This is a genomic window from Pseudomonas sp. IT-P12 (assembly GCF_949767465.1).
GTDB lineage: Bacteria > Pseudomonadota > Gammaproteobacteria > Pseudomonadales > Pseudomonadaceae > Aquipseudomonas.
Genome location: NZ_CATKPY010000011.1, coordinates 607,851 through 634,315 on the forward strand (window position 1 = coordinate 607,851; position 26,465 = coordinate 634,315).

The following is a 26,465-nucleotide window of genomic DNA, read 5'->3' on the forward strand; positions in this document are numbered from 1 at the left end:
GACGTTCTCCGGCTTATTCGTAGCTTTTCAGGGCCGAGCACGCGCCGCACTTGGCGCAACCGGCGTTGATCCGATCAGAGTGCAGGCCGTGGCGGCGCAGGCTCGCGCCGATCTGCGGATACAGGCGGGCCATCATCGCGCTGTCGGGTTTGGGGTGATGGGCCAGCGGCGTGCCGTCGATGGGCACGAATGGCACCACGAACGGATACACCCCCAGCGCACACAAACGCTCGCTCATCTCACTGATCGCCGCTTCGCTGTCGCCCAGCCCGGCGAGGATGTAGGTGCTGACCTGGCCACGACCGAACACCTCGACCGCAGCGCTGAACGCTTCGAAATAGCGACTGAGCGGCACCTGGGCCTTGCCTGGCATGATGCGCTGGCGAACGTCGTCGGTGACCGCTTCGAGGTGCATGCCCAGTGACACCACGCCGCTGTCGGCCAGGCGCCGGAACCAGCGGTCGTCGTCCGGTGGCTCGCATTGCGCCTGAATCGGCAGATCGACCGCTGCCGTCACTGCCGCGGCCGACTCACACAGGATCGCCGCGCCACGGTCGGAGGTTTGTGGCGTGCCGGTGGTCATCACCATGTGCTTGACCCCGTCGAGTTCCACTGCGGCTTTTGCCACTTGCGCCAGTTGCTGCGGACGTTTGCGCGCGATGGTCTTGCCCGCCGCCAACGACTGGCCAATCGCACAGAACTGACAGGAGCTGCCGCGATCGTTGAAGCGGATGCAATGCTGCAATACGGTGGTGGCCAATACGTCGCTGCTGTGCAGGGTGGCGATTTTCCAGTAGGGAATGCCGTCTGCCGTACTCAAGCCGTAAAACTTCGGCACACCGGGCATCTGCACCTGCCCGACCTGCAGCCCTTCGCGAAAAATCAGCGCCTGGCGGCCATCGTCAGTCGGCTGTGCTTGATAAGGTGAGTCCTGGGACGCTTGGTTGAGGATCGGCACCATCATCGTCCGCGCACCCAGACTCAGCGCCTTGTGATCCGATGGTCCCGCGCCGCCCTGGCGCGACAGACCGTTGTGCGCGGCGGGCCAGCGCACGCCATGGCATTGCAGCTCCGCCAGCAGTTCATTGGCCTGCATGATCGAACTCCTCGCTGACAGCCACCGCCGGGTGCGGGGTGCGCTCATGGACATGCGCGGTGGGCGTGCGGTCGATCAACAGGCTGAGCAGCTCGGGGCGGCTGTAATGGCCGACCGAATCCATCATCCGCTTGCGTTTGTCGATCAGTGACAGATCCAGGTCGGCAATCACCACGCCTTCACCGCACCGCAGTGGCTCGGCGAGCAGCTTGCCCTCCGGCGACACAATGGCCGTGAAGCAGCCGCCCGAGATCGGACCGGGCCCGCAACCGGTGTCCTGCATGATCTGCCCTTGCTGGTCGGCATCCAGCCAGGCCGTGGCGTTGACCACGAAGCAACCCGACTCCAGCGCGTGATGACGGATGGTGACTTCGATCTGCTCGGCAAAAATGTCTCCCACCAGCGAGCCAGGGAACATGGCTGCATGGATTTGTTCACCGTCAGCCATCAGGGCGTAGCGGGCCAACGGGTTGTAGTGTTCCCAGCACGCCAGCGAGCCGATCCGGCCGACGCTGCTGTCAATGGCCCGCAGGCCGGAGCCGTCGCCTTGCCCCCAGACCATGCGTTCGTGGTACGTCGGGGTGATCTTGCGTCGATGCTGGATCAGGCTGCCGTCGGCATCGAAAAGCAACTGGGCGTTGTAGATCGTGCCGCCGTCGCGCTCATTGACGCCGATCGACACGACCATCCCCGCCTGTTTGCAGGCCTCGCCGATGGCCAGGGTCGCGGCCGATGGCACGCTGACGGATTGATCGAGCAGCTTGAGATGCTGCGCGCCCATGGCAAACGCTGGCTGCACGAAGGAAAAGTAGGGGTAGTAAGGCACCACCGTTTCCGGGAACACGGCAAACTGCACGCCTTGCCGGCCCAGGGCGATGATCTGCTGGCAGACCTTGTCCACGGTGCCTTCGCGGCTGTAAAGCACCGGGCTGATCTGTACGGCGGCTGCGCGAATGATGGCCATGATGGGGTCCTGAAGTCAGAAGTGTTCGAAAGATTGACGCGGTCCTGTGGGAGCGGATGTGTTCCCTCCCACAGAAGCTGTGCCGTCAGGCCGTCCAGGTGTCGATGATCATTGCGCCTTCACGGCGCATCAGCAGGCGCAGGTCCATCACGTCCAGCGGGTTGATCGGACGGATGCCTTCGATCAGGGCTTTTTCGGTCTGGCCGTACAGCGCTTGCAGGGCGAAACGGCAGGCGTAGACCTCACCGCCCTCCTCCATGAACTGCACCAGTTGCTTGTTGACCGCCAGGTGTCCGGGGAAGGCTTCCGCGCCCAGGGTTGGAAAACCACGTTGCACGCCCAGTTGCACGCCTGGCCCGTACAGCAGCACTTTGGTTTCAAAGCCCTTGCGCAGCAGGCGCTTGGCCTGAAGCATGTTGACCAGCCCGATGGAGCCTTCGAAGGCGATGGTGTGGAAGGTGATCAGGACTTTCTCGCCCGGTTCGGCTTTGACGTCCTCGAAGACTTTCTCTTCGTAATTGACCAGGAAGTCGCCGTCTTTGTAATGGGGGATATCCACGCTTGGCATAGTGTCGCTCTCCGGTTTCTGGGTAGTGGAACGCCAGCCTGTCTGGCCGCCGTGTTGCAGGAGATAGAGCGAACGCCGTGCCAGGAAATAAAACAGTTTTTTACTTGCAGGCAACTTGTTGAAACTTAAAGCAATACCCTTCTGATCCGGTTTTTCGACGGGCAACTGATGCTTTCGCGTAGTCACGCATTCCCGTAGAAATACGAATATTCGTAGTGCCACAGCACGAGATTTCGTAGCCATGAATGAAGCAGACTCTCTCAGCGGCTGGGCCGACCTGGCCTACTCGTCGCGGCACATGGTGTTCGAGCATTGCGCCGAAGCCATCGCGCTGCTCAATCCATTCGCCGACCGCCTGGGCGACCTCAACGTCGCCGCCTGCAAGCTGCTCGGTTATCCCCGCCAGGAATTGCTCGAACTGCCGGTCAGCAGGCTGTTCGGTCATCAATTGGCCGACCTGATCGTTTTCACCCAGGCGGTGATGGACAAGGGGCGCGGCTGGAGCGACGAGTTGAGTTGCAACTGCAAGAGCGGCGAACGTATCGAGCTGGAGATATCCGCCACCACCTTGCAGATCAGGGGCGAGCAGCAGCTGATTCTGGTGATGCGCGAGCTCAGTCGCGAGAAGTACCAGCGCGATCAGGCCGAAACCGAACGCACCATGCGCGGCGGACTGATCGAGTGGCGCAACATCCTCAACCTGTTCCAGGAAAACGAGCGCGACAATCAGCTGTTGCTCAGTTCCGTGGGCGATGGCATCTACAGCATCAACAGCGAAGGCCTGGCCACCTTCGTCAACCCCGCCTGCGCGCGCATGCTCGGCTGGGAACCACAGGACATGATCGGCAAGAACATCCACCGCATTCATCACCACACCCACACCGATGGCAGCCCTTACCCGGTTGAAGAGTGTCCGATCTACAAAGCCGTGCGCGACGGCGTCATCCACGAGGGGCGTCAGGAAATCTTCTGGCGCCGTGACGGCACATCGTTCCCGGTGGAGTTCACCAGTACGCCGGTGATTTCCGATGGCCGCATCGTCGGTGCCGTGGTGGTCTTCCGTGACATCACCGAGCGGCGCAGTACGGAGAACCAGCTGCAAAGCGCCCTGGAAGAACTCCAGGTGCTCAAGCAGCGCCTTGAAGAACAGAACGCCTATCTGCAGGAAGAGATCCACATCGAGCACAACTTCCGCGAAATCGTGGGCCACAGCGAACCGATCAAGAAGATCATCCGCCAGATCGATGTGGTCGCCCCTACGGATGCCAGTGTGCTGATCAACGGCGAGTCCGGCACCGGCAAGGAATTGATCGCCCGGGCGATTCATCAGGCCAGTCGACGCAACGCCCACCCGCTGATCCGGGTCAACTGCGCGGCGATCCCGGCCGAGCTGTTCGAAAGCGAGTTCTTCGGCCACATCCGTGGCGCCTTTACCGGCGCGGTACGCGACCGGGTCGGGCGCTTCGAACTGGCAGACGGCGGCACGCTGTTTCTCGATGAGATCGGCGAGATCCCCCTGGAACTTCAGAGCAAGCTGCTGAGGGTGTTGCAGGAAGGACAGTTCGAGCGCGTTGGCGAAGAGCGCACGCGCAAGGTCGACGTGAGGATCATTGCCGCGACCAATCGCGATCTGCGCGAAGAGGTCGCCGCCCGGCATTTTCGCGAAGACCTGTATTTTCGCCTGAACGTTTTTCCCATCCAGTCGCCGGCGCTGCGTGAGCGCCTGATGGACATCGGCGCCCTGGCGGCGCACTTCCTCAAGCAGACCGGAAAACGCTTGAACATGCCGGGAAGACGCTTGCGCAACAGCGACATCGAACGCCTGCAACGCTACTCGTGGCCGGGCAATATCCGCGAATTGCAAAATGTCATCGAGCGCGCGCTGATCACCTCGATCGGCGCGGACCTGAACCTGGACCTGCCCGATGAACCGAAAACCGGCTCGCCCGTTGCGCAGCCACCCTCGCCCACGATCATGACGGATGCGCAGATTCGCGACCTCGAACGCAACAACATGCAGGCTGCGTTGAAAGCAGCGGATGGCAAGCTGTTCGGCAAGGGCGGTGCGGCTGAGCTGCTGGGGCTAAAACCCACGACCCTGGCGTCGAGGTTCAAGCGGCTGAAGATCAAGCTGTCGGATTGAGCAGCGCCGGCGTCGTCCATTTCAACATCAAGGGCTGCGCGATCTGCGGCGAAAGCGTCTCCAGGCATTCCCCCAGGGTACGAACGTCAAAGTGTTGCGAGCCCGCCTCGTGCGCACGATTCGTCCACACCACGGCATAGCGGTCGAGGATGTCGACCATGGCCTCCCGCGCAAAACCGGGAGAGGCTGCCAGCGCTGCCAGCTCACGGAAGGCCTGCTCTACGGCGCCGGGCCACAGCACGATGCCCACCGTGCTCGGGTGCGCACCGTGCTGGTGAATTCGGTGCGCAGTGCCCGCCTGCAGTTTCACCGCCTCGCCCTCCCTGAGCAGGACCTGCCGCTGGCGACCCGTGCGCAGCTCCAGCTCGCCCTTGAGGGCCACCACCCATTTGCTCTCTCGTCGGTGCATCAATGGCAGGTTATGCCCGTGCAAAGGCAGTTCAAAGCGCATGGCTGTTGCCGCCCCGTCGATGCTGGCTTCAGGCACGTCGATCCAGAGCGGATAACCACCGGGCACCAGCAGCAGCCTTTCTGATTGCTCCATGTCGGTCAATGCCCTCGAATGATCCACCGTCGCCCGGCTCGGCCAGCGCGCTCGATGTCGATAACCGCCGCTTCAGACCACTGGTGCAGAACCCGCGATCTGCGCCGTCTGCGTCCGCCAATGGAGCGTGTTGGATTACCCGTCGAGCCGCATCGCCGGATGCTCGCGTAACCGATCGACGACATAGTTGACAAAACTGCGCACACGCATCGAGGCGTTGCGTCTTTCCCGGTAGACCACGTGCACCGGCATCGACGGCGGGTCATAGGCGTGCAGCACCCTGCGTAATCGGCCTGCCTTCAAATAGTCGTACAACGGATAGCTCAGGCAACGGGTGACCCCGGCGCCATTGGCCGCCGCATCGATGGCTGTTTGTAACGTGGCGCAACTCAGGCGCGTGCGTGCCTTGACGATGAAAGGCTCGCCCCGATTCTGAAACGGCCATTGCACGCTGTTCTGGTTGGGCTGCGTGGCGATCAACCGATGGTTGCAAAGGTCTTCGGGAACGTCGGGCTCACCATGCAGCGCAAAGTAATCGGGGCTGGCGCAGACGATCGACTGGACATGCCCCACGGGCCGGGCAATCAACGATGAATTGGGCAGGTTCCCCACCAGCACCGCCACGTCCACTCCTTCCTCGTACAGGTTGGCGGAGCGGTCGTGGTAGCGCGCGAAAATACCGACCTCGGGGTACAGATCCATGTAGCCGGTCAGCACCGGCGTCATCACGTAACGGCTGAACAGCAAGGGCAACAACACCGTCAGGTTGCCCTGGGCCTGGACATGCAGGCCTTTGGCAGACGCCTCGGCCTCGTCGACCGCCTTGAGGATGCGTGAAGCATCGGCCATGAACGCCGCCCCGGCTTCGGTCAGGGTGATGCCTCGGGTGCTTCGCAGCAGTAACGTGACGCCCAGTCGCGCCTCCAGTCGGGCGACCGCGCGCATGACCGTCGGCCCGGACACGTTGAGACGCCGTGCCGCCGACGCGAGGCTGGGGCGTTCGGACAGCGCAGTGAACATCAGCATCTCATGGTAGCGATCCATCAGGTTGGGCCTTGTGCACTGGGGATCAGGGCTTCATCACGCTCCAGCCGTTCAACGAGGAAGTCGACGAAGGTCCGAACTTTCGCGGCCACCCGGTTGCTCTTCTGATACACCACATGAATCGGCAACGCCGGCGGTTCGTAGTCCTCGAGGACCAGCTCCAGTTCACCGGCGCCGACACGGCTGGCCACCTGGTAGGACAGCACCCGTGTCAGGCCCCAGCCGCGGCTGGCAATATTGATCGCGGCCTGATTGGCGGTGACGACCAGGCGCGGGTTGAAACGAAAACTCAGGGGGTTGGAATCCTTCATGAACACCCAATCGCTGAGCAAATGGCTGGCAGAAGACATCACGATGTTGGCCGAACTCAAGTCCTCAGGGTGCTTCGGGCGGCCATAGCGCTCGAAATAGGCGGGCGCGGCGCAGATCACCTGGCGCACCTCACCGACCTTGATCGCATTCAGGTTGTTCTCTCGCAAATGACCGATGCGGATCGCCACGTCGATGCCTTCATCGGCCATGCTGACCACGCGATCGACGAACATCGCGTTAAGGTGCACCGAGGGGTACTGGTCCAGGTAATCGGCCATCAGCGGGGCAATGTACAACTCGCCGAACAATACCGATGCCGTCACGGTCAGCAGCCCGCAAGGCACCGAGTAGCTGCCGGCGGCTGCCTCTTCGGCTTCGTCGAGTTCTCCCAGGATGCGCCGGCAGTCTTCCAGGTAACGTTGCCCGGCTTCGGTCAGGTGCAGGCTGCGAGTGGTTCGAGACAACAACTGAGTGCCGATCCGTTCTTCCATTGCGGCAATGGCGCGGGTCACGCTCGGTGGCGAAATCCTCAGCGAACGTGCAGCGGCAGCAAACCCCTCTTCCTCTGCAACGGCCATAAAAATCTGCATTTCCTGGAAGCGATCCATGGGCAACCCGATTGTGATTGAGGTTCTGCGGCGCGTACTGAGCAATCTGCCAGTATTGTCGTCGATGGCGACTTTCGCACGCTTGGGGATGAAAGAAGTGCGCTGGGGTAGCGACTTGAACGGGGATGGGGCTGGCCGGAAAACCTTGCGACCAGCCCCGCGACCAGACTCAGGCGTGTTGCAAGCCCACCGCCGTGCGCTGCATGCCGACAAAACGTGGCAACGCTTCGACACGTGCCAGCCAGGCACGGACATTCGGGTAATCGCTCAACGAGACATTGCCCTCCGGCGCGTGGGCCACGTAGGTGTAAGCGGCCACATCGGCAATGGTCGGTTGGTCACCGGCCAGGAATTGGCTTTGGCCCAGCTCCTCTTCCATCACTTTGAGCAAGCCGTGAGAGCGGCCAATGACGTCTACGGCGTTGTAACCGGCACCAAACACGGTGATCAAGCGCGCGGCGGCTGGCCCCGAGTTGATCTGGCCGGCGGCCACGGAAAGCCAGCGCTGGACCTTGGCCCTGGCGAGCGGATCGCTGGGCAACCACTGGTCGTTGTCATATTTTTCGGCGAGGTAGATCAGGATGGCGTTCGAATCCGCCAGCACGACGCCATCGTCATCAATGACCGGCACCTGACCAAAGCGGTTGAGCGCCAGGAATTCAGGGGTTTTGTGCGCACCCTTCATCAGGTCCACGTCGATCAGTTCGGTGGGCAACCCAAGCAGGGACAGCATCAATTCGACACGGTGAGAGTGGCCGGACAATGGATGACGGTACAGCATGATCGCTTTCTGGGACATGACGGACTCCTTGTTGGCTTTCTGATGGCTCGGCACGGTCGTGACGATGGGGCTATCCTCCGCTCCCGTAACAAACAGCGGAATCACCAGCATTTACAATCCAGCATTTCATTTTCTGGAATGGTGAGTGGGCAGATCTTGAAATGACACTAAACAGATGTGGGAGCGAGCCTGCTCGCAATGGCGGTAGATCAGTCGATACACAGGCGACTGAAATCACGCCATCGCGAGCAGCCTCGCTCCCACAGGGCAGCCAATGGATGCGCTTCAAATATCCAGGATCAGCGTTTCGCTACCCTCTGCCGGCACCGAACAGCAGATCAACACTTCATCCGCCGCCAACCCTTGCTCCGGCGTATTCAGATAATGCACCTGGCCGCTGCTCAACTTCGTCTTGCAGGTGCCGCAAGAGCCCCCCCGACAACTGAACTCCGGACTCAGGCCACGTGCCTCCGCCAGTTCGAGCAGGGTCCCGTTGCCGGGTTCCCAGCGGGCTTCCTTGCCCGAGGTGGCGAACAGCACTTTCACCGCTTCGGTGGCCATGGGCACCTGCGGCGTCGCGGGGACACTGACTTCGGCATCACGAACCAGCGTGGACGGGCCAAAGGTTTCCGCATGAATACGATCGTCGGGGATGCGCAACCTGCGCAGGCCGTCGTACAGCGCCTGGGTGAAACTGCCCGGGCCGCACAGGTAGAAGTCATAGTCATCGAGCGGCAGCAGGGCCTTGAGCAGGTCGATATCGATCCGGCCCGCCACGTCATAACTGTCCTCGGCACCGGAAGTGGGCGGCTGGCTGACCACGCGCAGGACCTGGACCTGGCCCCCCGCCCGCGCCACCAGCTCATCGATTTCAGCACGGAACGCCAGGTCGGCCACCGAGCGGCTGCTTTGCACCAGCCATGTCGGGCGCATGCGGCTGATACGTTTGCCCTGGTAAACCACCTCACGCAGCATCGACAACAGCGGCGTGATCCCCACACCCGCCGCCAGCAGCACCAGGGGCCGGCGCTCGGCAGCCTGGACGGTGAAATGCCCCTGGGGCGCCCTCGCCTCGATCCAGTCGCCGACCTGGATGCGATCATGCAGGTGCGAAGAGATCAGGCCATCGCGCTTGACGCTGATGCGCAGGAATTCATCCGAGGAGGCGCTGGAAACGCTGTAGGTACGAATGGACGGCGCCGGCTGCCCGTCCAGCGAGAGCCGTATCGGCAAGTGTTGCCCCGGCTCGAACCCTGGCAGGCCAAGCCCGTCATTGGGTTCCAGGTAGAACGAGCGAATGCTGCGGCTTTCATCGACGACGCGCGCCACCCGCAGGGGCCGCCAGTGGTTGCGCAGGGATTCAGCGCGCAAGCGCTCGGCCGCCTGCTCCCAGCTGCCGGTCATCAACGAATTGGGCGACTCGCCTTCATCCTCGTCCACCCAACGCAGCGGGATTGCCGCCTGGCGGTAAACAATGCGTTGCGGCTTGAAACGCCACAGGCGTTCGGCGCCCTGGAACGCGGCAATCTCGGGATCGTCCAGCAGCACCTCGGCGCTACCGCTCATTTGCAGCAGGTCACCGCTCTGGAAATCGATGAACAGCAGCCCGGCGCGGGGGTTGAGCAGGATGTTGCCCAAGGTGTTGAAAAACAGGTTGCCGGAGAAATCCGGGATGGTCAGTGTGCCGTCCGCGTCCATTCGCACAAAACCGGGCTTGCCGCCGCGATGGGAGGCATCGACCTGATTGTGGCCATCGCGCTCGACGTAGGTGGCGACATAAAACGAATCGGCGCCGGTGATCATGCGCTGCACCTGCGAATCCGCCAGGGTCAGTTCAAGCAAGGTGTCGGCGACGTCGTCGACGAAACCATACTGACGCAGGTTGATGTAGCGCGGGCAATTGCCGTAGGCCTGGGTAACCTCGATTTCGATGCCTTCACTCCGCTCGCGCAGCACGTTGCCATTCATGCGGTTGCGCCGGCGGGTGTGCAACTCGATACCGAGCATGCCAATGGCATCGCCGGCCTTCATCCCCGCCTCGGCCGGGTCGTTGGGTTGTGGCTGCAGATCGATGTGCAGGATTTGCGGCGTCGGGGAACGCATGAAGCCGGGCTCGCCGGTGCGAAGGGTGGCCCAGACATCGCCCTGCCGATCCACGGCGCCCAGCACCACGAAAGGCAACTGGTGGTAGAACTCGCGGTGTTGATCCGGCATCCAGGTACGGGACAGTTGCCGCTCGCCGACCCCCACCATCATGTCGACAGCGCCCACTGTGCGTTGCAAGGTCAGCTCACCCTCGTGCCAGGGGGAGGATGGTGCTTTCGAGACTTCGTCCATAGCGGCTCTCCTCGCGCCCGCAGCGTCAACCATCACGTCAGCGGCCAGGGTGATGAGTGCCCCCTCCTGGGCGGAGGGGACTGGGTGAGCGCTCATCTTCACCTTGAAGTGTCTGCGGCGGAATGGGCATGAATTGCAATCCACTATTTCAGGAAATGAAATGGTGTCAGCCGCATGCGAAGCAGGATCAAGCCAGCAGGTCGTCGATCCACCGGGTCTGCTGGCGTATCTCCTGCACTTTTTCCTCAGGCACGACTTGCCGCGCGCGCTGAAATTGCGCCAGCGTCCGCTGTTTCTCGCGCAACAGTCGTTGCCACTTGTCAAGGAACGCCGGGCTGCGAGCCTGCAGCTGCACTGGGCCGAAGTACAGTTGCTCGGCGGTGTAGTGCACCGCCTCGCCGCGTTCGGCCACGATGATTTCGTAGTCGAAGCGGTTTTCCCGCAGCACTTCCTCGAACAGGATGCGGTAGCCATGGTTCATCAGCCATTGGCGCAGAGGTTGCTCCCCGCCATTGGGCTGCAGGATCAGACGCTCCAGGCCACTGAGACAGGCCTTGCCGCTGTCGAGGATGTCGCGGATCGTTTCACCGCCCATGCCGCAGAGGGTGATGACGGTGATGGCATCCGCCGGCTCGATCGCCGCCAGGCCATTGGCCAGGCGCACGCTGATCCACGGCTCCAGATCGTTCTCGCGCACGGTGCGTTCGGCGGCACGAAACGGCGTCACGGCCACTTCGCCGGCCACCGCCGCCGTGATGGCGCCACGGCGTATCAGTGCCACCGGCAGGTAACCGTGATCCGAGCCGATATCGGCCAGGCGTGCACCCGCCGGCACATGTGCTGCCACCCGCTCCAGGCGCCTGGATAAAGTCTGTTGCTTCAACGACTACCCTCTTCACGACGAATGACTGGCTCCCTCGGCCAGGCAGGGCCGCGATTCTGTCGGGCATCGCGGCGCAATTCAAATCCAAACGATCAGGCGCATCGCTCGACAGGGCGCGTCTTATTGACTGCAAAGGGTCTTTATAACCCCGCATTCCTGCTGTCATAAAGACTGCATCCGGGCTGAAGCCCTTGTCTTACGGGGCCCTGGCATCTGGCCCACATCTTGAATAGTCGGGTTCGGACTTAACACCAACTCATGTTCATTCAGGATAAATAGCGATGAGTAACGATTTCGAAGGACGCCTGGCGGTTGTCACCGGTGCCAGCTCCGGTATCGGTCTGGCCGTCACGGCCCGACTTCTTGCACAGGGTGCCAGGGTTCTGGCCATGTCGCGGAAAATGGGTGGGCTGGAAGAACTGGCTCGACACTTTGCCGGGCAATTGACCTGGGTGTCTGGCGATGTCACGAAGGCACAAGACCTGGAACAACTGGCACAACACGCTTTGCGCCTGGGCCCGGTGCATTATCTGGTGCCGAATGCCGGCATCGCCGAGCTGGCCGACTGCCTCGACCTGCAAGCCTTCGATCGGCAGTGGGCCGTCAACGGCGCCGGCGCGCTGAATACCTTGGCCCACCTGCGCGGGAACCTGGCCAACCCGGCATCGGTGGTGTTCATCACCACGTTCCTGACCGGTGTGACCTTCCCAGGCCTGGCCGCCTACATTGCGTCCAAGGCCGCCCTGCAGGCGCATGCCCGCACACTGGCCGTCGAGTTGGCGCCCCAGGGAATCCGCATCAACATGGTGTCCCCGGGCCCGACCGCTACACCGATCTGGTCGACTCTGGGCCTCAATCATCAGGACCTGGCCAATGTCGCCACTCAGGTGAACAAGCGCCTTATTGGCGGTGAGTTCCTCGAAGCCGGTGCGGTGGCCGACGTCGTCCTGTTCCAGCTGAGCAACGGCGCCAGAAGTGTGTATGGCCAGGATTGGGTCGTCGACAAAGGCTATACCGTCCGCTGACATCCCGCGGGAGCGGGCTCGCTCGCGATGGGCGCCCACGAAAGCGTTGGCTGCCGGGGGGGGGGTCGTGAGCAGGCACGCTCCCATGAGAGGCTGCGCTGGATCTGCAGGAGCGAACAAGCTCGCGCCTGCAGAGGGGCGGTCAGGTCATTCGGGCAATTGCTGCTCGATCACCCCGTACCAGCCCATGCCGGGATAGGTCTCAAAGCCGGGCGTGAGTGAATAGCCCTGCAGGGCGTTATTGGGTTGTACGCTGTAGCCAGAGGCCTGGCCCGCTTTGGTCGTCAGGGCGATGCGTTGCCCGAGCGAGGCCTGAGGATTGGAGCTGGCCAGGATGTTATTGCTGGCATCGACCATCATGACGCAACTGCGCGAACGTTCTTCCTCGGTCAATCGCACGCCGTTGATGATGGACCTGGCCTGGTTCTCCCAGTCGAAGAAAATGCCGATCACACCCATCACCGGGCCTTGGGCATTGCTGCGCACTGCCGCGCTGAAGGCGCAGGTTTGTGCACCATTGAGCAACGGTTCGACGCAGACATTGCCGGCATGATACTGGTCGCTGCGGGTGTGTTGCAGCGCCATCCGGAACCAGGGCGCGTCGCTGACATCGGCGCCGACGGTCTTGCCATAAACACTGGAACGGCCGGTGGCAATGACACGGCCACGGGTGTCCGCAAGCCAGATATCCAGATAAACCGTATAGCTGTCGAGAATGATGCCCAGGCGTTCACAGGCGTAGGCGCAGGCCTGTTCGTCGGCAGACTTGAGGGCATCGACCAGCGAGGCATCGGTCGCCCACCAGCGGACATCGCAGGTCCGCTCGTAGAGATTGCGATCCATGATTTCGATCATGTTCAGCGACAGGTCGGCCAAGCGCTGTCCGCGCACGTCAAAGCACATGCCCTCCCCCAGTGCGGTCAACTCATTGACGGATGCCTGGAGGTCTTCGGTCATGGTGCCGGCGATCCTCGAGATACGCTCGGAGATCACCTTGACCTCTTCAGCCACCACGGCAAACCCCTGGCCGGCCTTGCCTGCGTGGGCGGCCTCGATCAAGGCATTGATTGCAAGCAGGCGGGTCTGGCGAGTGATCATCTGGATGTCGCTGATGCCACGGTTTGCCAACGCTTCGACTTCCCGCGACAACGTGACAATTCGTTCTGGTTCGATCATTTTCTTTGTGCTTCAAAGAGGTGTTGGTCGGCGGCAGCCTTATCAAGTTGAAGCTTTGGATGAGCCGTACCCATGCAATGAGATGCACGGCAGACTCAATGATTTTCTAGTTATTCAGCCAGTGTGCCCTGGTCTGTTTTTGCGAGATTTCTGTTTTTATGCCGTGCTATCCACGCTGGTGGCACTGTGAAATCAATGTGCCGACTCTAGTTCAGCTGATTCGATTCAGGCAAGCGCTTGCGAGGCCATATACCCAGGTTTTTGGCACGAAAGTGCTTCACGCCAAAAAGACCTGCGACAGTACGTCGCACAAACACTCCGAAACACCCGCCCTCAGGGAGATTGCCTTGCCTGTGGCAGCCTGTCGCAAGCTTTGGAAGCCCCCGGAAAACGGTAGAATTGCGCCTGTATGACCCGCACGAAGGATTGCGCCCCTGCCGGCGTCAATCATCCGCTATGAGCCCCGGGACCGGGCTGATCAGAAAGGCTGTAGAAATGACTGTTTTGTTGACCCGCCGCAAGGTGGTTGCAGGTATCGGTTTACTCGGTCTGGGCCTGCTGACAGGCTGCGACAACAGCGTCCGCCTGTCGTACAAGTACGGCAAGGACCTGAGCGACAAGATTCTGGGGCGCACATTCAAGTTGAAAGACTCGGAAGGCAACCTGACGACGCTTTCGAGCTTCCGCGGCATGATGCCGATGGTGTTCTTCGGCTTCACCCAATGCCCGGCGGTGTGCCCGACCACCCTCGCCCGCGCGGCTCAGATCAAGAAATTGATGGGCAAGGACGGTGACCTGCTGCAAGTCGTCTTCATCACCCTGGACCCCGAACGGGATACCCCGTCAATGCTGGACGCCTACGTCAAGACCTTTGACCCCACCTTTGTCGCGCTTCACGGGACACTGGAAGAAACCGCAGCGACGGCCAAAGAGTTCGACGTGTTCTACGAAAAAGTCCCGAGCGGCTCCACCTATACCATTTCCCACACGGCGACCAGCTACGTTTATGACACGCGGGGCACGCTGCGCCTTGGGTTGTCTCACTCGCTTTCGGCACAAGAGTGTACGGAAGACTTACTGACCGTCATGGAGGTCTGCTGATGAACTCGATCACCCTTAAATCCCGCTTCAATGCGCGGGTGGGACAACTGGTGCTGGGCCTGTCCATGCTCAGCCTGGCGGCTCACGCTTGCGCCCAGACCCAGGTCGAAGACGCCTGGGTTCGCGCCACCGTCGCGGGACAACAATCCACCGGCGCATTCATGACCGTCACGTCGAGCAGCGACGGCAAGCTGATCAGCGCTCAATCGCCAGCGGCCAAAACCGTGCAGATCCATCAGTCGACCATGAAAAACGACGTGATGAGCATGCAAGCCGTGGAGTTTGTCCCCTTGCCCGCCGGCAAAGCGGTCGCGTTCAACTCCGACAGCTATCACGTGATGCTGATCGACCTGGTCGCTCAGGTAAAGGAAGGCGACAAAGTGCCGATGGTGCTGACCGTCGAGCACGATGACGGCAAAAAAGAAGTGATCAACATCGAGGCGCCGGTGCGCGCGCTGAACATGATGGACCACAGCAAGATGCATTGATCCGTTGCTGGAAGGGAGTGGTGCCCAGCCACCGCTCCCCGCCTCGATAAACCTGCAGCGAACACCCCGAACGGCCCCTGAACTGCAAACAGTTCGCAATCCCCTCCCGCCTTTTCCCTGACGATCTATACTGATCAGGTTTTCTTTCCGGTTTCATGCAACACATCGACACGCGTGCCCTTCGGCACCCGTGCCAATCGCCAACGTTAACAGCCAAGAGTCTGCGTCTTTTTCGGACATGCTCGATCGCTTTGTGGCTGATGGGTCGTGGAGAACACCAATGAAATACAAACTTCTTTCAGGCGTTGTTTTGGTCGTCTCGGCAACGGTGGCAATACCGGGTTGGGCTGCGGAAGTACGGGCGCTGGCATCAGATGGCGCGGATCATGTGGGCGCAGGGGCCGTTGCGGCGGATGGTGCGGACAAGGTCGGTGCCAACAAACTCGCGGCGGACGGCGCGGACAAGGTCGGTGCCAATAAACTCGCGGCGGACGGCGCTGACAAGGTCGGCGCCAATAAGCTCGCGGCGGACGGTGCGGACAAAGTCGGCGCCAACAAGCTTGCGGCGGATGGCGCGGACAAAGTCGGTGCCAATAAACTCGCGGCGGACGGCGCAGACAAAGTCGGTGCCAATAAACTCGCGGCGGACGGCGCGGACAAGGTCGGCGCCAATAAGCTTGCGGCGGATGGCGCGGACAAGGTCGGTGCCAATAAACTCGCGGCGGACGGTGCGGACAAGGTCGGGGCCAATAAGCTCGCGGCGGACGGTGCGGACAAGGTCGGCGCCAATAAGCTTGCGGCGGATGGCGCGGACAAGGTCGGTGCCAATAAACTCGCGGCGGACGGCGCGGATAAGGTCGGGGCCAACAGGCTGGCGTCTGACGGTGCGGACAAGGTCGGCGCCAATAAGCTTGCGGCGGATGGCGCGGACAAAGTCGGTGCCAATAAACTCGCGGCGGACGGCGCGAATAAGGTCGGGGCCAACAGGCTGGCGTCTGACGGTGCGGACAAGGTCGGCGCCAATAAGCTCGCGGCGGACGGCGCGGACAAGGTCGGGGCCAACAAGCTGGCGGCGGACGGTGCGGACAAGGTCGGGGCCAACAAACTTGCAGCTGACGGTGCGGACAAGGTCGGCGCCAACAGGCTTGCGGCTGACGGTTCCGACAAGGTCGGCGCCAACAAGCTGGCGGCTGACGGCGCGGACAAGGTCGGCGCCAACAGGCTTGCGGCTGATGGCGCGGACAAGGTCGGTGCCAACAGGCTGGCGGCTGACGGTGCGGACAAAGTCGGGGCCAACAGGCTGGCGGCTGATGGCGCCGATCACGTTGGCGCGGCTCGTCTCGCGTACTCCCGCAACGGCATAGGTTCGGATCGGGTCGCCTCCGCGCTCATGGACGAAGGCAGCTACACCGACCAGTTCAACGACGCCCAGTAAACGGACGCGCTCCACGCGTCTTTTCGGCCCGAAACCGCCGTCCCGGCGACGGCGGTTTCCCGAGTCTTTGTATCTGTTTGTATATGAACCTTGGACAGATACGCAGACCTCGATTTCAAAGTGTTCAAGCACACATCGGCGATACACCCGAGCGTTTAACTGTGTTCACCGGATAGCAACAGCTACCGACTCACTCAAACCAAACGCACGGAGCATCACCATGATCAATTTCTCGAAAGTTTCCTCCCTCGTTCTCGGCCTGGCACTGGTCGGCGGCTTGAGCCTGTCGAACCTGGCCTCGGCCAACACCGCAAGCTTCGCCTCACACAGCCTGGCCCAACCACTTTTGGTGGAAGGTGGCGCGGATCGTCTGCAGGAACTGCGTGAGCGCGTGGCTGAAGGCGGCTCCGATCGCCTGATCGAACGCCGTGTGGCCGAAGGAGGTGCGGATCGTCTGCAGGAACTGCGTGAGCGTGTGGCTGAAGGCGGTTCCGATCGCCTGATCGAACGCCGCGTGGCCGAAGGGGGTGCGGATCGTCTGCAAGAGCTGCGTGAACGGGTCGCACAGGCCGCCCCGGGCAATGCCGTGCAAAAGGGAGTGATTGTCGCGGAAAACCGGGCGGAATTCGGTTCGAAATATCAGCGCTATTAATGGCGGCCTGACCCGCGACACCTCAAGCCCGGATATTCCGGGCTTTGTTTTAGCGCTTTAGCGCGCAGACAAGGGAACACAGCTCATGAAAATCGGTTTTCTCGGTTTGGGCAACATGGGGCAGGCGATTGCAACCAACCTTTTTAAAAGCGGCCACGACCTATGGGTGTGGAATCGCTCCCCGCACCCGACACAAAAAATGCTTGGGCTTGGCGCGAAGGCTGCCGCGACTGCAGCACAGGCATTCGACGCCGATGTGGTGTTCAGCATGCTCGCCGACGACAAGGCCCTGCGCGCAGTGCTGCTCGACTCCGGGTTGCTGGCACGGCTCAACGGTCCGCTGATTCACGTCAACCTGTCCACCATCGCCGTCACCTTCGCCGACGAGCTGGCGGTCTTGCATGCGGCGCAAGGCATCGATTACATCGCCGCGCCGGTGTTGGGTGGTCCCGACGTCGCGATGGCGCGCCAGCTCAACATACTGGTCGCCGGGCCGGAAACCGCCATCGATCGTGTCCAGTCGCTGCTCGATCTGATTGCACGCAACACCTGGCGCATGGGCAAAAAAGCCTCGAGCGCCAACGCCATGAAGCTGGCCACCAACCACCTGCAAGACGCGATGTCGCCTGGCCAGGCAGGCATGGATCTCGTCGCTCTGGCGAGGTTGCGCGACGGCGAACGTTGAATCGACGTGCTTCAAATCTCAGGCGGTGCAGGGTCCGGCTGATCTTGCACCCACTGCCAGAACAACTGATAACCCACCGCCAACACCACCGGCCCGATGAACAGCCCGATGATGCCGCTGGTCACCATGCCACCGAGTGCGCCGATCAGCACCACGGGCATTGGCACATCGACACCGCGCCCCAACAACAGGGGTTTGAGCACGTTGTCCACCAGACCGGCGACGAAGACATAGATGGCGAAGATGATCGTGGCACTGCTGGCGCCTTCGGTGGCGAACACAAAGGCAATCACCGGGATAGTGATCAACGTCACCGGCAATTGCATGATGCCCAGCAACAGCACGGCCAAAGCCAGCAAACCGGCACCGGGAATGCCCTTGAAGACAAACCCGAGGCCCACCAGCAGCATCTGGATGAACGCAATGCCCACCACGCCCAACGCCACGGCACGGATAGTCGCCGTGCACAGCGCAGCGATTTTCGGACCTCTGGCCGGTCCGCTGACCCGCGAGGTAATCAGCACCGCGCTGCGGCTGCCTGCTTCGCCATGGGCCATGATGATCCCGGCGATGATCAAGGCAAAAATGAAGATCAGGAACCCCATGCCAATCCCGGCCAGTTTGCTCAGTACCGTCAGGCTGGCGACCTTGATCTGTGGAAGGTATCTGGCGGCCAGGTCCGGAAGGTTGGTCGAGGCATCCAGCCAGACGGCAGACAGCTTCTGACCAATCACCGGCCAACTGGCTACAGCCTCGGCAGGTGGCGGAATGTGCAGATTGTCAGCCTTGATCACCGCCATGGCGCGCTCGACCGAGTCGGCAATCGAGGTACCCAACAGGTAGACCGGCACCATCAGGATGACAATGGCGATCAGGATGATCAGCGTCGCAATCCGTCCGTCATTGTGCCCCAGGGGCCCTCGCAGGCGTTTTTGCAGCGGGTAAAGGGTGATTGCCAGGATCAGCGCCCACAGCATCAGGTCGCGGAACGGACTGAAGATATCGAAGCAGAACAACACCAGCACCGCGATCAGCCCGGCCCGGATGAAGACATCGAGCAACGTGCGCGTCAGCGTTTTTTCGTTGAAGGACGTCGGCTCCATGGATGTCTCCTTGTCGGTCACGGCAGCGTTGCGCAGTGGTTAGCCCAGCATAGACGCCCGGGCCGTTTTGCGCAGGCTTCGCCCTGCTCCCTCGACACCGCCCTCGCCCCCGCAAACATTGGCGCTTATCATGTCTGCCGAATCCATCCCGGCCCTTTATGAGATAAGCATGACTTTCGATTTTGATCAGGTGTTCGATCGCCACCACACCGGCAGCACCAAGTGGAGTCGCTACCCGGCCGATGTGTTGCCGATGTGGGTCGCCGACATGGATTTCGCCGCACCGCCGGTGATCATCCAGGCCCTGCAAAAACGCCTGCAACACCCGTTGCTCGGCTACAGCGTGGCCCAGGATGACTTGCGCGACGCCATCGTCGCCGACCTGTGGAACAAGTACCAATGGCGGGTCGAGCCGCAGGAACTGATTTTCCTGCCGGGCGTGGAGTCCGGGTTCAACATGGCGCTGCACGCCCTGGTGCAGGCGCAACAGAACGTTGTCGTGCAGGTCCCCAACTATCCGCCGCTGCGCCACGCGCCGACCCATTGGGGGCTGAACAAGGTCGAACTGAGTTTCGACACCCAGGCCGATGGCACTTACAGCACGCCGCTCGAGACCCTGCGTCAGTCATTGGCCGGTGGCGGTGCCTTGCTGCTGAGCAACCCGCACAACCCGCTGGGCAAGGCCTTCCCCCGGGAGGAGCTGCAAGCGGTGGCCGATATCTGCCTGGCGCAGGACGCCTGGATCATCTCCGACGAAATCCACGCCGAGTTGTGCTTCGACGGGCGCCGGCACATTCCGACCGCATCCCTGGGTCCGGATGTCGCCCGACGCACCATCACCCTGATGTCGGCGAGCAAGGCCTACAACATCGCAGGCCTGAAGACCTCGTTCATGATCATCCAGGACCGCGCCCTGCGCGAACGGGTCAACCATGCCCGTTGTGGCATGGTCGACAGCGTCAACCCGCTGGGCATGGAAGCCACCCGGGTGGCTTATGCCGAGGGCGCGCCGTGGCTGACCGAGTTGCGGGGCTACCTGCAAGCCAACCGTGATTACCTGGTCGACGCCGTTCGCACGCGCCTGCCGGGCGTCAGCATGCACGTGCCGCAAAGCACCTACCTGGCCTGGCTCGATTGCACGGCGCTGGGGCTGGAGAACCCGCAACGGTTCTTCCTCGAACAGGCCAAGGTCGGCTTGAGCCCTGGCCTGGACTTCGGCGATGACCATCAACAGTTCGTGCGCCTCAACTTCGGCTGCCCGCGCGCATTGCTCGAAGAAGGCATTGCGCGGATGGAACGCAGCCTGATCGAACGCCAGCGCTGACAGGACGGCCGAATTCCCCTTCCTCCTGTGGGAGCGAGCCCGCTCGCGATGGCGGCGTGTCAGTCGACTCAATAGAGGCCGACACGCCCGCCATCGCCGGCAAGCCAGTCTCGCGCCCACCGTGCATTGGTCAATGCCGACCCGTCATCAATCCAACCGAACTCAACGCAAAAGAGCCGGGTCCACCCTTTGACTCTTCCACCTTGAGAACGGAGATTTCCGATGACCGACTATCCCAAACCGCCCTTCAGGAAACAGGCCCAGCCGGTCCCCGGCAGCCAGAAGAAGATGGACCCGTACCCCGATTGCGGCGAACAAAGCTATAAAGGCTCGGGGCGCCTGCAGGGCAAGATCGCACTGATCACCGGTGCCGACAGTGGTATCGGTCGCGCCGTCGCCATCGCCTTCGCCCGTGAAGGCGCGGACGTCGCGATTGCCTACCTCAATGAACACGAAGACGCGCAGGAAACCGCACGCTGGGTCGAACAGGCCGGGCGCCAGAGCCTGCTGCTGCCCGGGGACATCGCGCAAAAGGCCCAGTGCCAGGCCCTCGTCGACAAGACCGTCGAGCGTTTTGGCCGCATCGACGTCCTCGTCAACAACGCCGCTTACCAGATGACCCATGAAAACTTCGAGGACATTCCCGACGAAGAATGGGTGATGACCTTCGACGTCAATATCACCGCCATTTTCCGCATCTGCCAGGCCGCATTGAAACACATGAAGCCCGGCAGCTCGATCATCAACACCAGCTCGGTGAATTCGGACATGCCCAAGCCGACCCTGCTGCCCTACGCCACCACCAAGGGGGCGATAGCCAACTTCACCGCCGGGCTGGGACAGATGCTCGGCGAGAAAAACATACGGGTGAACTGCGTGGCGCCGGGGCCGATCTGGACGCCGCTGATCGTCTCGACCATGCCGGATGAGGAAGTGCAGAACTTTGGCGGGCAAACCCCGTTGGGGCGACCGGGGCAACCGGTGGAGGTGGCACCGATCTACGTGCTGCTGGCGTCGGATGAGGCCAGCTACATCACCGGTCAACGCTACGGCATCACGGGCGGCAAGCCGATGCTGTAACCCACCGTGCCGCTGCGGGTTTCCGGCAGCGGCACCGTCGCCGAGAAAAACTGAACCCCTGACAAATCCTGCCCCTCAATAGCTTTAAGGGCCCCAACGCGGGCCGCTCCCCTTCAGGAGGTTGTCATGTCCGCCCCCCTCGTCAAACTGTTCACCCAGCCGAATTTCGCCTGGACGGATATCCGCAAGGAGGAGGAAGCGCATCCGCGCCACTACCTCGCTCATTTGCTGTTGCTCGCCCTGATCCCCGCCGTGTGTCTGTTCATTGGCACAACCTACGTCGGCTGGAGCCTGGCCGAGAATGAAACGGTGAAACTCAGCAGCGCCAGCGCGCTGCAATTATGCGTGCTGCTGTACGTGACCATCGTCGCCGGCGTGGCGCTGATGGGGCTGTTCATCCGCTGGATGTCGCGTACGTTCGAGGCACGTCCCACACTCAACCAGTGCATCGGATTTGCCGCCTACACCGTGACCCCGTTCTTCATCGCAGGTTTTGCCGCCCTTTACCCGAGCCGCTGGCTGGCGATCATCGTGCTGGGCGCCGCCTCGGTGTACTCGACCTTTCTGTTGTTCGTCGGGCTGCCGACCTTCATGCATGAGCGCAAGGAACAGGGGCTGTTGAACGCTGCCTATGTCTGGGGTGTCGGCCTGCTGGTGCTGGTGACTATCCTGGTCGAAATGATCCTGGTGTGGTTCAACGTCCTGTCGCCGGAGTATCTGCGCGCGACAGTGGGTTAAGCCTCCGATCCCGGCCTCGGGCGAGTACAGCGCATGAGCTTCATTCACTGGGTGGCGGTGCTCGGGGCGGTGCTGTTGACGCTGGCGTTGACCTCGTCGTACTTGCGCTGGATGCCGGTGACCACATCGGCAGTGTGCCTGGTGCTGGGCGTCGCCATCGGACCTGCGGCGCTCGGGTTTTTGCAATTGAACCTGGACGACGCCAGCACCTGGATGGAGCACCTGACGGAAGTCGCGGTGCTCTTTTCTTTGTTTGTCTGCGGTTTGAAGCTGCGTTCCCCCTTCAGGAACAAGAACTGGCGCATTGCTGTGAGCCTGGCCGGTCCAGTGATGCTGTTGACCATCGCCGGCACAGGGTTGCTGCTGCATTACGGCTTTGAACTGCCCTGGGGCGTCGCGGTGCTGATTGGCTCGATCCTGGCGCCCACCGACCCGGTGCTCGCCGCGCTGGTGCAGGTCAACGACGCGCGGGATGACGACAGCGTGCGCTTCGGGCTCTCCGGAGAAGCCGGTCTCAATGACGGCATCGCATTCCCGTTCGTGATCCTCGGTCTATTGCTGATGCGCCAGGACGAAAACCCCGGCTTTCTTGGCGACTGGGCGCTGCAAAGCGTACTGTGGGCCGTTCCCGCCGGTCTGCTGATCGGTTACGGCATGGGGCGCGGGATCGGTCGCCTGACCCTGGCGCTACGGATCAGGAACGAGGACAGCACCCTCTCACCCAACGACTACCTGGCCCTCGCCTTGATCGCCCTGGCGTACGTCGGCGCCGAGGCGCTGCATGGCTACGGCTTTCTCTCGGTGTTTGCCGCCGGCCTTGGCCTGCGCCATGAGGAGGTCAACTCCACTGGCGACGATGAGCTGCCCGCCGAGCATCTGGTCCAGCCGGTGGTCGGCCACCAGAACGTGGAACCGCAACATGCCGTGCACGGTGACACCCGGCGCATGGAAGACAGTCAGGTGGCCGCAGGCATCATGATGGGTGACATGCTCGCTTTCGGCGGTCTGGTGGAGCGGGCCATGGAGGTGTTCCTGGTCACCTTGCTCGGTGTCGTGCTGATTGCGCACTGGGATTGGCGCGCACTGTGGATCGGCGCCGCACTGTTTTGCCTGATCAGGCCGCTGAGCGTCGCCGCCCTGCCCTGGCGCCGCCTGCTGAACGGTCGTCAGCGCCTGTTGATCGGCTGGTTCGGCATTCGCGGCATCGGCAGCCTGTACTACCTGTTTTATGCCTTGAACCATGGCTTGGCGCCTTCGATTGCCGCGCTTTGCACCGACCTGACCTTGTCGGTGGTCGCGCTGAGTATTCTGATCCATGGTTTCAGCACGCAACCGCTGCTGGCGTGGTACGAACGGCGCAAAGAGCAAATTCCTTGATTGGATGCCTGCAACTTTCTGTCAGGAATTATCCAATTTTCATGTTCATAAAATTGAAATCCTGGCGCGGCGTGAGGGGTCACAAGCTTAACCCACACAATCAAGGTGCCGGTCATGATCCAGTATTCCACCCGCGATGAAATCAAGGCCTGCCGGGCCTTTGCCCTGGAGCGCAACCACCAGATGTTCGAAGAAGCCCAGGCGCTGAGTCGCAACGCCTTCGACTTGCTGGAAGCCGGCGATCTGGATGGGGAGCTGTTCGATCGCTATCAGGCGCTGCGCAGGAAAGCCGACCTGAAGTTCGCCGAAGCCATCGAACATTTGCGCGTGCTCAACGAGAACTTCCCACCGATCCACCAGGCGGCCAGCGTACCTCGCGAAGTGATCCGGCACGAATCCATCGCCTGAATCCCCGAACACCTGCAGGAGCAAGCTGGCGCCTGCAGAGGACGGGTATTTTCGGGATCAGGCGCCGGGGTTGGTGACTTGGATGTATACCGCGTAACTCCCCAGCAGCACCCAGAATGTGGCGAAAATCCAGGGTGTACGCACCGAGAACAGCAACGACTTGCGGTACCCCTTGTGGGACGACTCCATCTCGCTGAACAGCGGCGACTCATCATAAGCCAGGCCCATCAGCGGCTCGCTGCGCAGCAACTCACTCTGTTTGTAATGCCAGTGATCGATGATGTCATAGGCCGCGCGAATGCCTGGCCAGGCATTGAGTGAACTCAGCCCACCCAACAGCGCCAGGAACGGCGGAACCACCAGGGTGAACAGCTTGCCCCACTCGGGATTGAGATTGGCCATGCACGAAGCAAACGCAATCACCAGAAACGACTGCGCCGCCAGGTAGGCATCGGTGCGATTGGCCAGGATGCTGGTTTCGTACTGGATTTCCCGGCGATAGAAATCCAGCCGTTCCTTGGGCGAGCCGAACATCTTCGCATTGTGTTCGGTCAACGCTTCTTCAGCAGTGGGTTGCGTCAGTATTCTCGGCATAGGGTGTCACGCGCAGGAGGCAAACCGTTTAGAAGATGCGCCCTCCCACAAGTTCAGCTGGATCCCGGGTGATCATTTCAGGGTGGCGGCAATGATCTCGATCAGGTTGAGTTGAGTGAACGGCTTGGACAGGCGCGGCAGCTTGAGCGCAAAACCTTCCAGCCGTTCGGCGTAGCCGGTGGCGAGGATGATCGGCAGGTTCGGTCTGATCGAACGGATGGCGTGCGCAAGCTGTGCACCATTCATTTGCGGCATGGCCATGTCGGTAATGACCAGGTCAATGCCCTTCTCGTTGTCGAATACCTCCAGCGCCTGGGCCCCGGACACCGCGCTGAGCACCCGATGCCCCAGGTCCTCAAGCAACAGACAGGTACTGGTCAGGACCAGACTGTCGTCGTCCACCACCAGTACGCACAGACGGGACACCCCCGGTATCGCTTCCTCCTGAACGGACAGGGCCACCGAGCCCTGAGTCGCCACCGGAATCCACAATTCGGCCGTGGTGCCGTGGTCCTTGCGGCTTTTGAGAATGAAGCGTCCACCGAGTTGCTCAATGTAGCCGTGGACCATCGACAACCCCAGCCCCGTGCCTTTACCGACCCCCTTGGTGGTGAAGAACGGGTCCATTGCCATGGCAAGGGTCTCGTCATCCATGCCCTCCCCGGTGTCACTGATACTCAGGCAGACAAAACGGCCGGACATCGGCGTCAGCGTGACCTGTTCCGCCGCGTCTTCCGATCTCGCGCTGACCAGGATCTTGCCCCCATGGGGCATGGCATCTCGGGCGTTGGTCACCAGGTTGAGGATGGCCAGCTCCAACTGGTTGACGTCGGCCAGCACCGCCTCGATCTCCGGGGGAAAACGGGTTTCGAGCAACACCGAAGGCCCGAGGGAACTGCGCAGCAGGCTGCTGATGCCTTCCACCAGGGCGGGTATGTCGACAGGCTCGGTCTTGAGCTCCTGGCGCCTGGCGAATGCCAGCATGCGCTGGGTCAGCGACACCCCGCGCATGGCGCCCTGGGTGGCGTTATCCAGCAAGCGGGTGAGTTTCGAATCACCGTCCACCCGTTTGCGCACGATTTCCAGATTGCCCAGGATCACCGTCAACAGGTTATTGAAGTCATGGGCGATCCCGCCGCTGAGTTGGCCGATGGCCTGCATTTTCTGCGCCTGGAACAGCGCTTCGCGGGTTTGCTCGAGGGTTTGCTGGGCCAGTGTCGCTTCGGTGATGTCCCGGGTGATCTTGGCAAACCCGAGTAACGTGCCGGTGTCACCCCAGATCGGGTCGACCACCACGTGAGCCATGAAGCGCGTACCGTCCTTGCGCAATCGCCATCCCTTGTTCTCGAAGCGCCCTTCATTGATGGCAACGCTCAGCGTGCGTTGCGGTTCACCGGCATCGCGATCTTCCGGGGTGTAGAACATCGAAAAATGCTCGCCGATCACTTCAAGGGGCGAGTAACCCTTGATGCGCTGGGCGCCGGCATTCCAGTTGGTCACACGCCCCTGTGGGTCGAGCATGTAGATCGCGTAGTCCGTGACGCTCTGCACCAGCAGCCGAAATTGCTGCTCGCTTTGCTTGAGGACTTCCTCGGCCATCTTGCGTTCGGTCAGGTCGCGGGTGATCTTGGCAAAGCCCAGCAGCCGGCCGCTCGGCTCGTAGATCGGGTCGATCACCACGTGACACCAGAACCGCGAACCGTCCTTGCGGACCCGCCAGCCTTCGCCTTCAAAACGCCCTTCACGAATGGCCGTGTCCAGCGCTCGCTGGGGTAGCCCTTTGGCGCGGTCCTCTTCGGTGTAGAAATCAGAAAAGTGCTGACCGAGAATTTCGGCCTCTTCGTAGCCTTTGAAGCGTCTGGCGCCAGCGTTCCAGCTGGTGATGACGCCGTCGGGATCAATCATGTAGATCGCATAGTCAATCACCGCATCGATCAACAGGCGAAAACGCCCGTCCTCGATGACGCTGGTCTGGGGTCGATCTTCGTTCATTAAGCGC

Annotated in this window: 25 protein-coding genes and 2 pseudogenes; 14 read left to right on the forward strand and 13 right to left on the reverse strand. The window is 61.7% G+C overall.

Going from position 1 to position 26,465, the window contains the following annotated elements; all coding sequences use genetic code 11:
- Positions 1–13: 13 nt before the first annotated feature.
- From ACM6IM_RS05965 to ACM6IM_RS05975, 3 genes are all read right to left on the reverse strand, one after another.
- Complete coding sequence (locus ACM6IM_RS05965; protein ID WP_192308036.1) at positions 14–1,096, reverse strand: MSMEG_0568 family radical SAM protein; 1,083 nt, start codon at positions 1,094–1,096, stop codon at positions 14–16.
- The gene (locus ACM6IM_RS05970; RefSeq protein ID WP_414864499.1) at positions 1,083–2,060 is read right to left on the reverse strand and encodes a Nit6803 family nitrilase; all 978 of its coding nucleotides are present in this window, start codon (positions 2,058–2,060) and stop codon (positions 1,083–1,085) included. Before ACM6IM_RS05970 ends, ACM6IM_RS05965 begins: the two co-directional genes overlap by 14 nt.
- An 85-nt stretch (positions 2,061–2,145) precedes the next feature.
- Positions 2,146–2,628: an MSMEG_0572/Sll0783 family nitrogen starvation response protein gene (locus ACM6IM_RS05975; RefSeq protein WP_192308038.1), complete on the reverse strand. Its 483-nt coding sequence runs from the start codon at positions 2,626–2,628 to the stop codon at positions 2,146–2,148.
- 241 nt (positions 2,629–2,869) lie between these two features.
- Between ACM6IM_RS05975 and ACM6IM_RS05980 the strand changes: the two genes are divergently transcribed.
- A complete protein-coding gene (locus ACM6IM_RS05980) occupies positions 2,870–4,771 on the forward strand; it encodes a sigma 54-interacting transcriptional regulator (protein ID WP_414864500.1) in 1,902 nt (633 codons plus the stop codon).
- On the opposite strand, the gene ACM6IM_RS05985 is transcribed toward ACM6IM_RS05980, so the two are convergent.
- From ACM6IM_RS05985 to ACM6IM_RS06010, 6 genes are all read right to left on the reverse strand, one after another.
- Positions 4,755–5,315, reverse strand: a complete 561-nt coding sequence (locus ACM6IM_RS05985; protein ID WP_414864501.1) for a cupin domain-containing protein — start codon at positions 5,313–5,315, stop codon at positions 4,755–4,757. The genes ACM6IM_RS05980 and ACM6IM_RS05985 overlap by 17 nt on opposite strands.
- 135 nt (positions 5,316–5,450) lie before the next feature.
- Entirely contained in the window at positions 5,451–6,359 is a 909-nt protein-coding gene (locus ACM6IM_RS05990) for a LysR family transcriptional regulator (protein ID WP_414864502.1), read from the reverse strand.
- A complete protein-coding gene (locus tag ACM6IM_RS05995) occupies positions 6,359–7,279 on the reverse strand; it encodes a LysR substrate-binding domain-containing protein (protein ID WP_414864503.1) in 921 nt (306 codons plus the stop codon). The genes ACM6IM_RS05990 and ACM6IM_RS05995 overlap by 1 nt, the downstream gene beginning before the upstream one ends.
- Positions 7,280–7,448: 169 nt before the next feature.
- Complete coding sequence (locus tag ACM6IM_RS06000) at positions 7,449–8,078, reverse strand: glutathione S-transferase family protein (RefSeq protein WP_414864504.1); 630 nt, start codon at positions 8,076–8,078, stop codon at positions 7,449–7,451.
- Positions 8,079–8,345: 267 nt separating this feature from the next.
- Entirely contained in the window at positions 8,346–10,397 is a 2,052-nt protein-coding gene (locus ACM6IM_RS06005) for a pyridoxamine 5'-phosphate oxidase family protein (RefSeq protein ID WP_414864505.1), read from the reverse strand.
- Positions 10,398–10,584: 187 nt separating this feature from the next.
- Positions 10,585–11,280: a tRNA (adenine(22)-N(1))-methyltransferase gene (locus ACM6IM_RS06010; protein WP_414864506.1), complete on the reverse strand. Its 696-nt coding sequence runs from the start codon at positions 11,278–11,280 to the stop codon at positions 10,585–10,587.
- Between the two features lie 281 nt (positions 11,281–11,561).
- On the opposite strand from ACM6IM_RS06010, the gene ACM6IM_RS06015 reads away from it, so the two are divergent.
- Entirely contained in the window at positions 11,562–12,305 is a 744-nt protein-coding gene (locus ACM6IM_RS06015; protein ID WP_414864507.1) for an SDR family NAD(P)-dependent oxidoreductase, read from the forward strand.
- A 147-nt stretch (positions 12,306–12,452) separates the two neighbouring features.
- Here ACM6IM_RS06015 and ACM6IM_RS06020 read toward each other — a convergent pair whose 3' ends face one another.
- A complete protein-coding gene (locus ACM6IM_RS06020; protein ID WP_414864508.1) occupies positions 12,453–13,481 on the reverse strand; it encodes a methyl-accepting chemotaxis protein in 1,029 nt (342 codons plus the stop codon).
- Positions 13,482–13,976: 495 nt separating this feature from the next.
- Between ACM6IM_RS06020 and ACM6IM_RS06025 the strand changes: the two genes are divergently transcribed.
- The 7 genes and pseudogenes from ACM6IM_RS06025 to ACM6IM_RS06055 all read left to right on the forward strand — a co-directional run bounded on the left by ACM6IM_RS06025 (position 13,977) and on the right by ACM6IM_RS06055 (position 17,842).
- On the forward strand, positions 13,977–14,582 hold the full coding sequence (locus ACM6IM_RS06025; protein WP_201192295.1) for an SCO family protein: 606 nt from the start codon (positions 13,977–13,979) through the stop codon (positions 14,580–14,582).
- Positions 14,582–15,070 carry a copper chaperone PCu(A)C gene (locus tag ACM6IM_RS06030; RefSeq protein WP_414864509.1) on the forward strand — a complete coding sequence of 163 codons (489 nt, stop codon included), beginning with the start codon at positions 14,582–14,584 and terminating at the stop codon, positions 15,068–15,070. Before ACM6IM_RS06025 ends, ACM6IM_RS06030 begins: the two co-directional genes overlap by 1 nt.
- 403 nt (positions 15,071–15,473) lie before the next feature.
- Positions 15,474–15,671: pseudogene (locus ACM6IM_RS06035) on the forward strand (hypothetical protein); the annotation flags it as partial.
- A pseudogene (locus tag ACM6IM_RS06040) lies at positions 15,672–15,866 on the forward strand (hypothetical protein); the annotation flags it as partial. It lies immediately after the preceding pseudogene.
- Positions 15,867–16,058: 192 nt separating this feature from the next.
- Complete coding sequence (locus ACM6IM_RS06045) at positions 16,059–16,505, forward strand: phage infection protein (RefSeq protein ID WP_414864836.1); 447 nt, start codon at positions 16,059–16,061, stop codon at positions 16,503–16,505.
- 220 nt (positions 16,506–16,725) lie between these two features.
- Positions 16,726–17,157, forward strand: a complete 432-nt coding sequence (locus tag ACM6IM_RS06050) for a hypothetical protein (protein WP_192308050.1) — start codon at positions 16,726–16,728, stop codon at positions 17,155–17,157.
- Between the two features lie 85 nt (positions 17,158–17,242).
- Positions 17,243–17,842, forward strand: coding sequence for an NAD(P)-dependent oxidoreductase (locus ACM6IM_RS06055; RefSeq protein ID WP_414864510.1), 600 nt, complete (start codon positions 17,243–17,245; stop codon positions 17,840–17,842).
- An 11-nt stretch (positions 17,843–17,853) separates the two neighbouring features.
- On the opposite strand, the gene ACM6IM_RS06060 is transcribed toward ACM6IM_RS06055, so the two are convergent.
- Positions 17,854–18,945, reverse strand: coding sequence for an AI-2E family transporter (locus ACM6IM_RS06060; RefSeq protein WP_414864511.1), 1,092 nt, complete (start codon positions 18,943–18,945; stop codon positions 17,854–17,856).
- A 169-nt stretch (positions 18,946–19,114) separates the two neighbouring features.
- Between ACM6IM_RS06060 and ACM6IM_RS06065 the strand changes: the two genes are divergently transcribed.
- From ACM6IM_RS06065 to ACM6IM_RS06085, 5 genes are all read left to right on the forward strand, one after another.
- Positions 19,115–20,269: a MalY/PatB family protein gene (locus tag ACM6IM_RS06065; RefSeq protein ID WP_414864512.1), complete on the forward strand. Its 1,155-nt coding sequence runs from the start codon at positions 19,115–19,117 to the stop codon at positions 20,267–20,269.
- 222 nt (positions 20,270–20,491) lie between these two features.
- Positions 20,492–21,349, forward strand: a complete 858-nt coding sequence (locus ACM6IM_RS06070; RefSeq protein ID WP_414864513.1) for an SDR family oxidoreductase — start codon at positions 20,492–20,494, stop codon at positions 21,347–21,349.
- Positions 21,350–21,475: 126 nt separating this feature from the next.
- Positions 21,476–22,087, forward strand: coding sequence for a Yip1 family protein (locus ACM6IM_RS06075; RefSeq protein WP_414864514.1), 612 nt, complete (start codon positions 21,476–21,478; stop codon positions 22,085–22,087).
- Between the two features lie 33 nt (positions 22,088–22,120).
- The gene (locus ACM6IM_RS06080; protein ID WP_414864515.1) at positions 22,121–23,464 is read left to right on the forward strand and encodes a cation:proton antiporter; all 1,344 of its coding nucleotides are present in this window, start codon (positions 22,121–22,123) and stop codon (positions 23,462–23,464) included.
- A 114-nt stretch (positions 23,465–23,578) separates the two neighbouring features.
- A complete protein-coding gene (locus ACM6IM_RS06085; protein WP_192308057.1) occupies positions 23,579–23,872 on the forward strand; it encodes a hypothetical protein in 294 nt (97 codons plus the stop codon).
- Between the two features lie 57 nt (positions 23,873–23,929).
- On the opposite strand, the gene ACM6IM_RS06090 is transcribed toward ACM6IM_RS06085, so the two are convergent.
- Together ACM6IM_RS06090 and ACM6IM_RS06095 are read right to left on the reverse strand one after the other, a co-directional pair.
- Entirely contained in the window at positions 23,930–24,466 is a 537-nt protein-coding gene (locus ACM6IM_RS06090; RefSeq protein WP_192308058.1) for a hypothetical protein, read from the reverse strand.
- 72 nt (positions 24,467–24,538) lie between these two features.
- On the reverse strand, positions 24,539–26,458 hold the full coding sequence (locus ACM6IM_RS06095; protein ID WP_414864516.1) for a PAS domain S-box protein: 1,920 nt from the start codon (positions 26,456–26,458) through the stop codon (positions 24,539–24,541).
- Positions 26,459–26,465 lie beyond the last annotated feature (7 nt).

Excerpts from the sequence above, each read along its gene's own strand:
- ACM6IM_RS05965 (WP_192308036.1), bottom strand. The coding sequence starts at position 1,096 with ATGCAGGCCAATGAACTGCTGGCGGAGCTGCAATGCCATGGCGTGCGC.
- ACM6IM_RS05970 (WP_414864499.1), bottom strand. The coding sequence starts at position 2,060 with ATGGCCATCATTCGCGCAGCCGCCGTACAGATCAGCCCGGTGCTTTAC.
- ACM6IM_RS05975 (WP_192308038.1), bottom strand. The coding sequence starts at position 2,628 with ATGCCAAGCGTGGATATCCCCCATTACAAAGACGGCGACTTCCTGGTC.
- ACM6IM_RS05980 (WP_414864500.1), top strand. The coding sequence starts at position 2,870 with ATGAATGAAGCAGACTCTCTCAGCGGCTGGGCCGACCTGGCCTACTCG.
- ACM6IM_RS05985 (WP_414864501.1), bottom strand. The coding sequence starts at position 5,315 with ATGGAGCAATCAGAAAGGCTGCTGCTGGTGCCCGGTGGTTATCCGCTC.
- ACM6IM_RS05990 (WP_414864502.1), bottom strand. The coding sequence starts at position 6,359 with ATGGATCGCTACCATGAGATGCTGATGTTCACTGCGCTGTCCGAACGC.
- ACM6IM_RS05995 (WP_414864503.1), bottom strand. The coding sequence starts at position 7,279 with ATGGATCGCTTCCAGGAAATGCAGATTTTTATGGCCGTTGCAGAGGAA.
- ACM6IM_RS06000 (WP_414864504.1), bottom strand. The coding sequence starts at position 8,078 with ATGTCCCAGAAAGCGATCATGCTGTACCGTCATCCATTGTCCGGCCAC.
- ACM6IM_RS06005 (WP_414864505.1), bottom strand. The coding sequence starts at position 10,397 with ATGGACGAAGTCTCGAAAGCACCATCCTCCCCCTGGCACGAGGGTGAG.
- ACM6IM_RS06015 (WP_414864507.1), top strand. The coding sequence starts at position 11,562 with ATGAGTAACGATTTCGAAGGACGCCTGGCGGTTGTCACCGGTGCCAGC.
- ACM6IM_RS06020 (WP_414864508.1), bottom strand. The coding sequence starts at position 13,481 with ATGATCGAACCAGAACGAATTGTCACGTTGTCGCGGGAAGTCGAAGCG.
- ACM6IM_RS06025 (WP_201192295.1), top strand. The coding sequence starts at position 13,977 with ATGACTGTTTTGTTGACCCGCCGCAAGGTGGTTGCAGGTATCGGTTTA.
- ACM6IM_RS06030 (WP_414864509.1), top strand. The coding sequence starts at position 14,582 with ATGAACTCGATCACCCTTAAATCCCGCTTCAATGCGCGGGTGGGACAA.
- ACM6IM_RS06050 (WP_192308050.1), top strand. The coding sequence starts at position 16,726 with ATGATCAATTTCTCGAAAGTTTCCTCCCTCGTTCTCGGCCTGGCACTG.
- ACM6IM_RS06055 (WP_414864510.1), top strand. The coding sequence starts at position 17,243 with ATGAAAATCGGTTTTCTCGGTTTGGGCAACATGGGGCAGGCGATTGCA.
- ACM6IM_RS06060 (WP_414864511.1), bottom strand. The coding sequence starts at position 18,945 with ATGGAGCCGACGTCCTTCAACGAAAAAACGCTGACGCGCACGTTGCTC.
- ACM6IM_RS06065 (WP_414864512.1), top strand. The coding sequence starts at position 19,115 with ATGACTTTCGATTTTGATCAGGTGTTCGATCGCCACCACACCGGCAGC.
- ACM6IM_RS06070 (WP_414864513.1), top strand. The coding sequence starts at position 20,492 with ATGACCGACTATCCCAAACCGCCCTTCAGGAAACAGGCCCAGCCGGTC.
- ACM6IM_RS06075 (WP_414864514.1), top strand. The coding sequence starts at position 21,476 with ATGTCCGCCCCCCTCGTCAAACTGTTCACCCAGCCGAATTTCGCCTGG.
- ACM6IM_RS06080 (WP_414864515.1), top strand. The coding sequence starts at position 22,121 with ATGAGCTTCATTCACTGGGTGGCGGTGCTCGGGGCGGTGCTGTTGACG.
- ACM6IM_RS06085 (WP_192308057.1), top strand. The coding sequence starts at position 23,579 with ATGATCCAGTATTCCACCCGCGATGAAATCAAGGCCTGCCGGGCCTTT.
- ACM6IM_RS06090 (WP_192308058.1), bottom strand. The coding sequence starts at position 24,466 with ATGCCGAGAATACTGACGCAACCCACTGCTGAAGAAGCGTTGACCGAA.
- ACM6IM_RS06095 (WP_414864516.1), bottom strand. The coding sequence starts at position 26,458 with ATGAACGAAGATCGACCCCAGACCAGCGTCATCGAGGACGGGCGTTTT.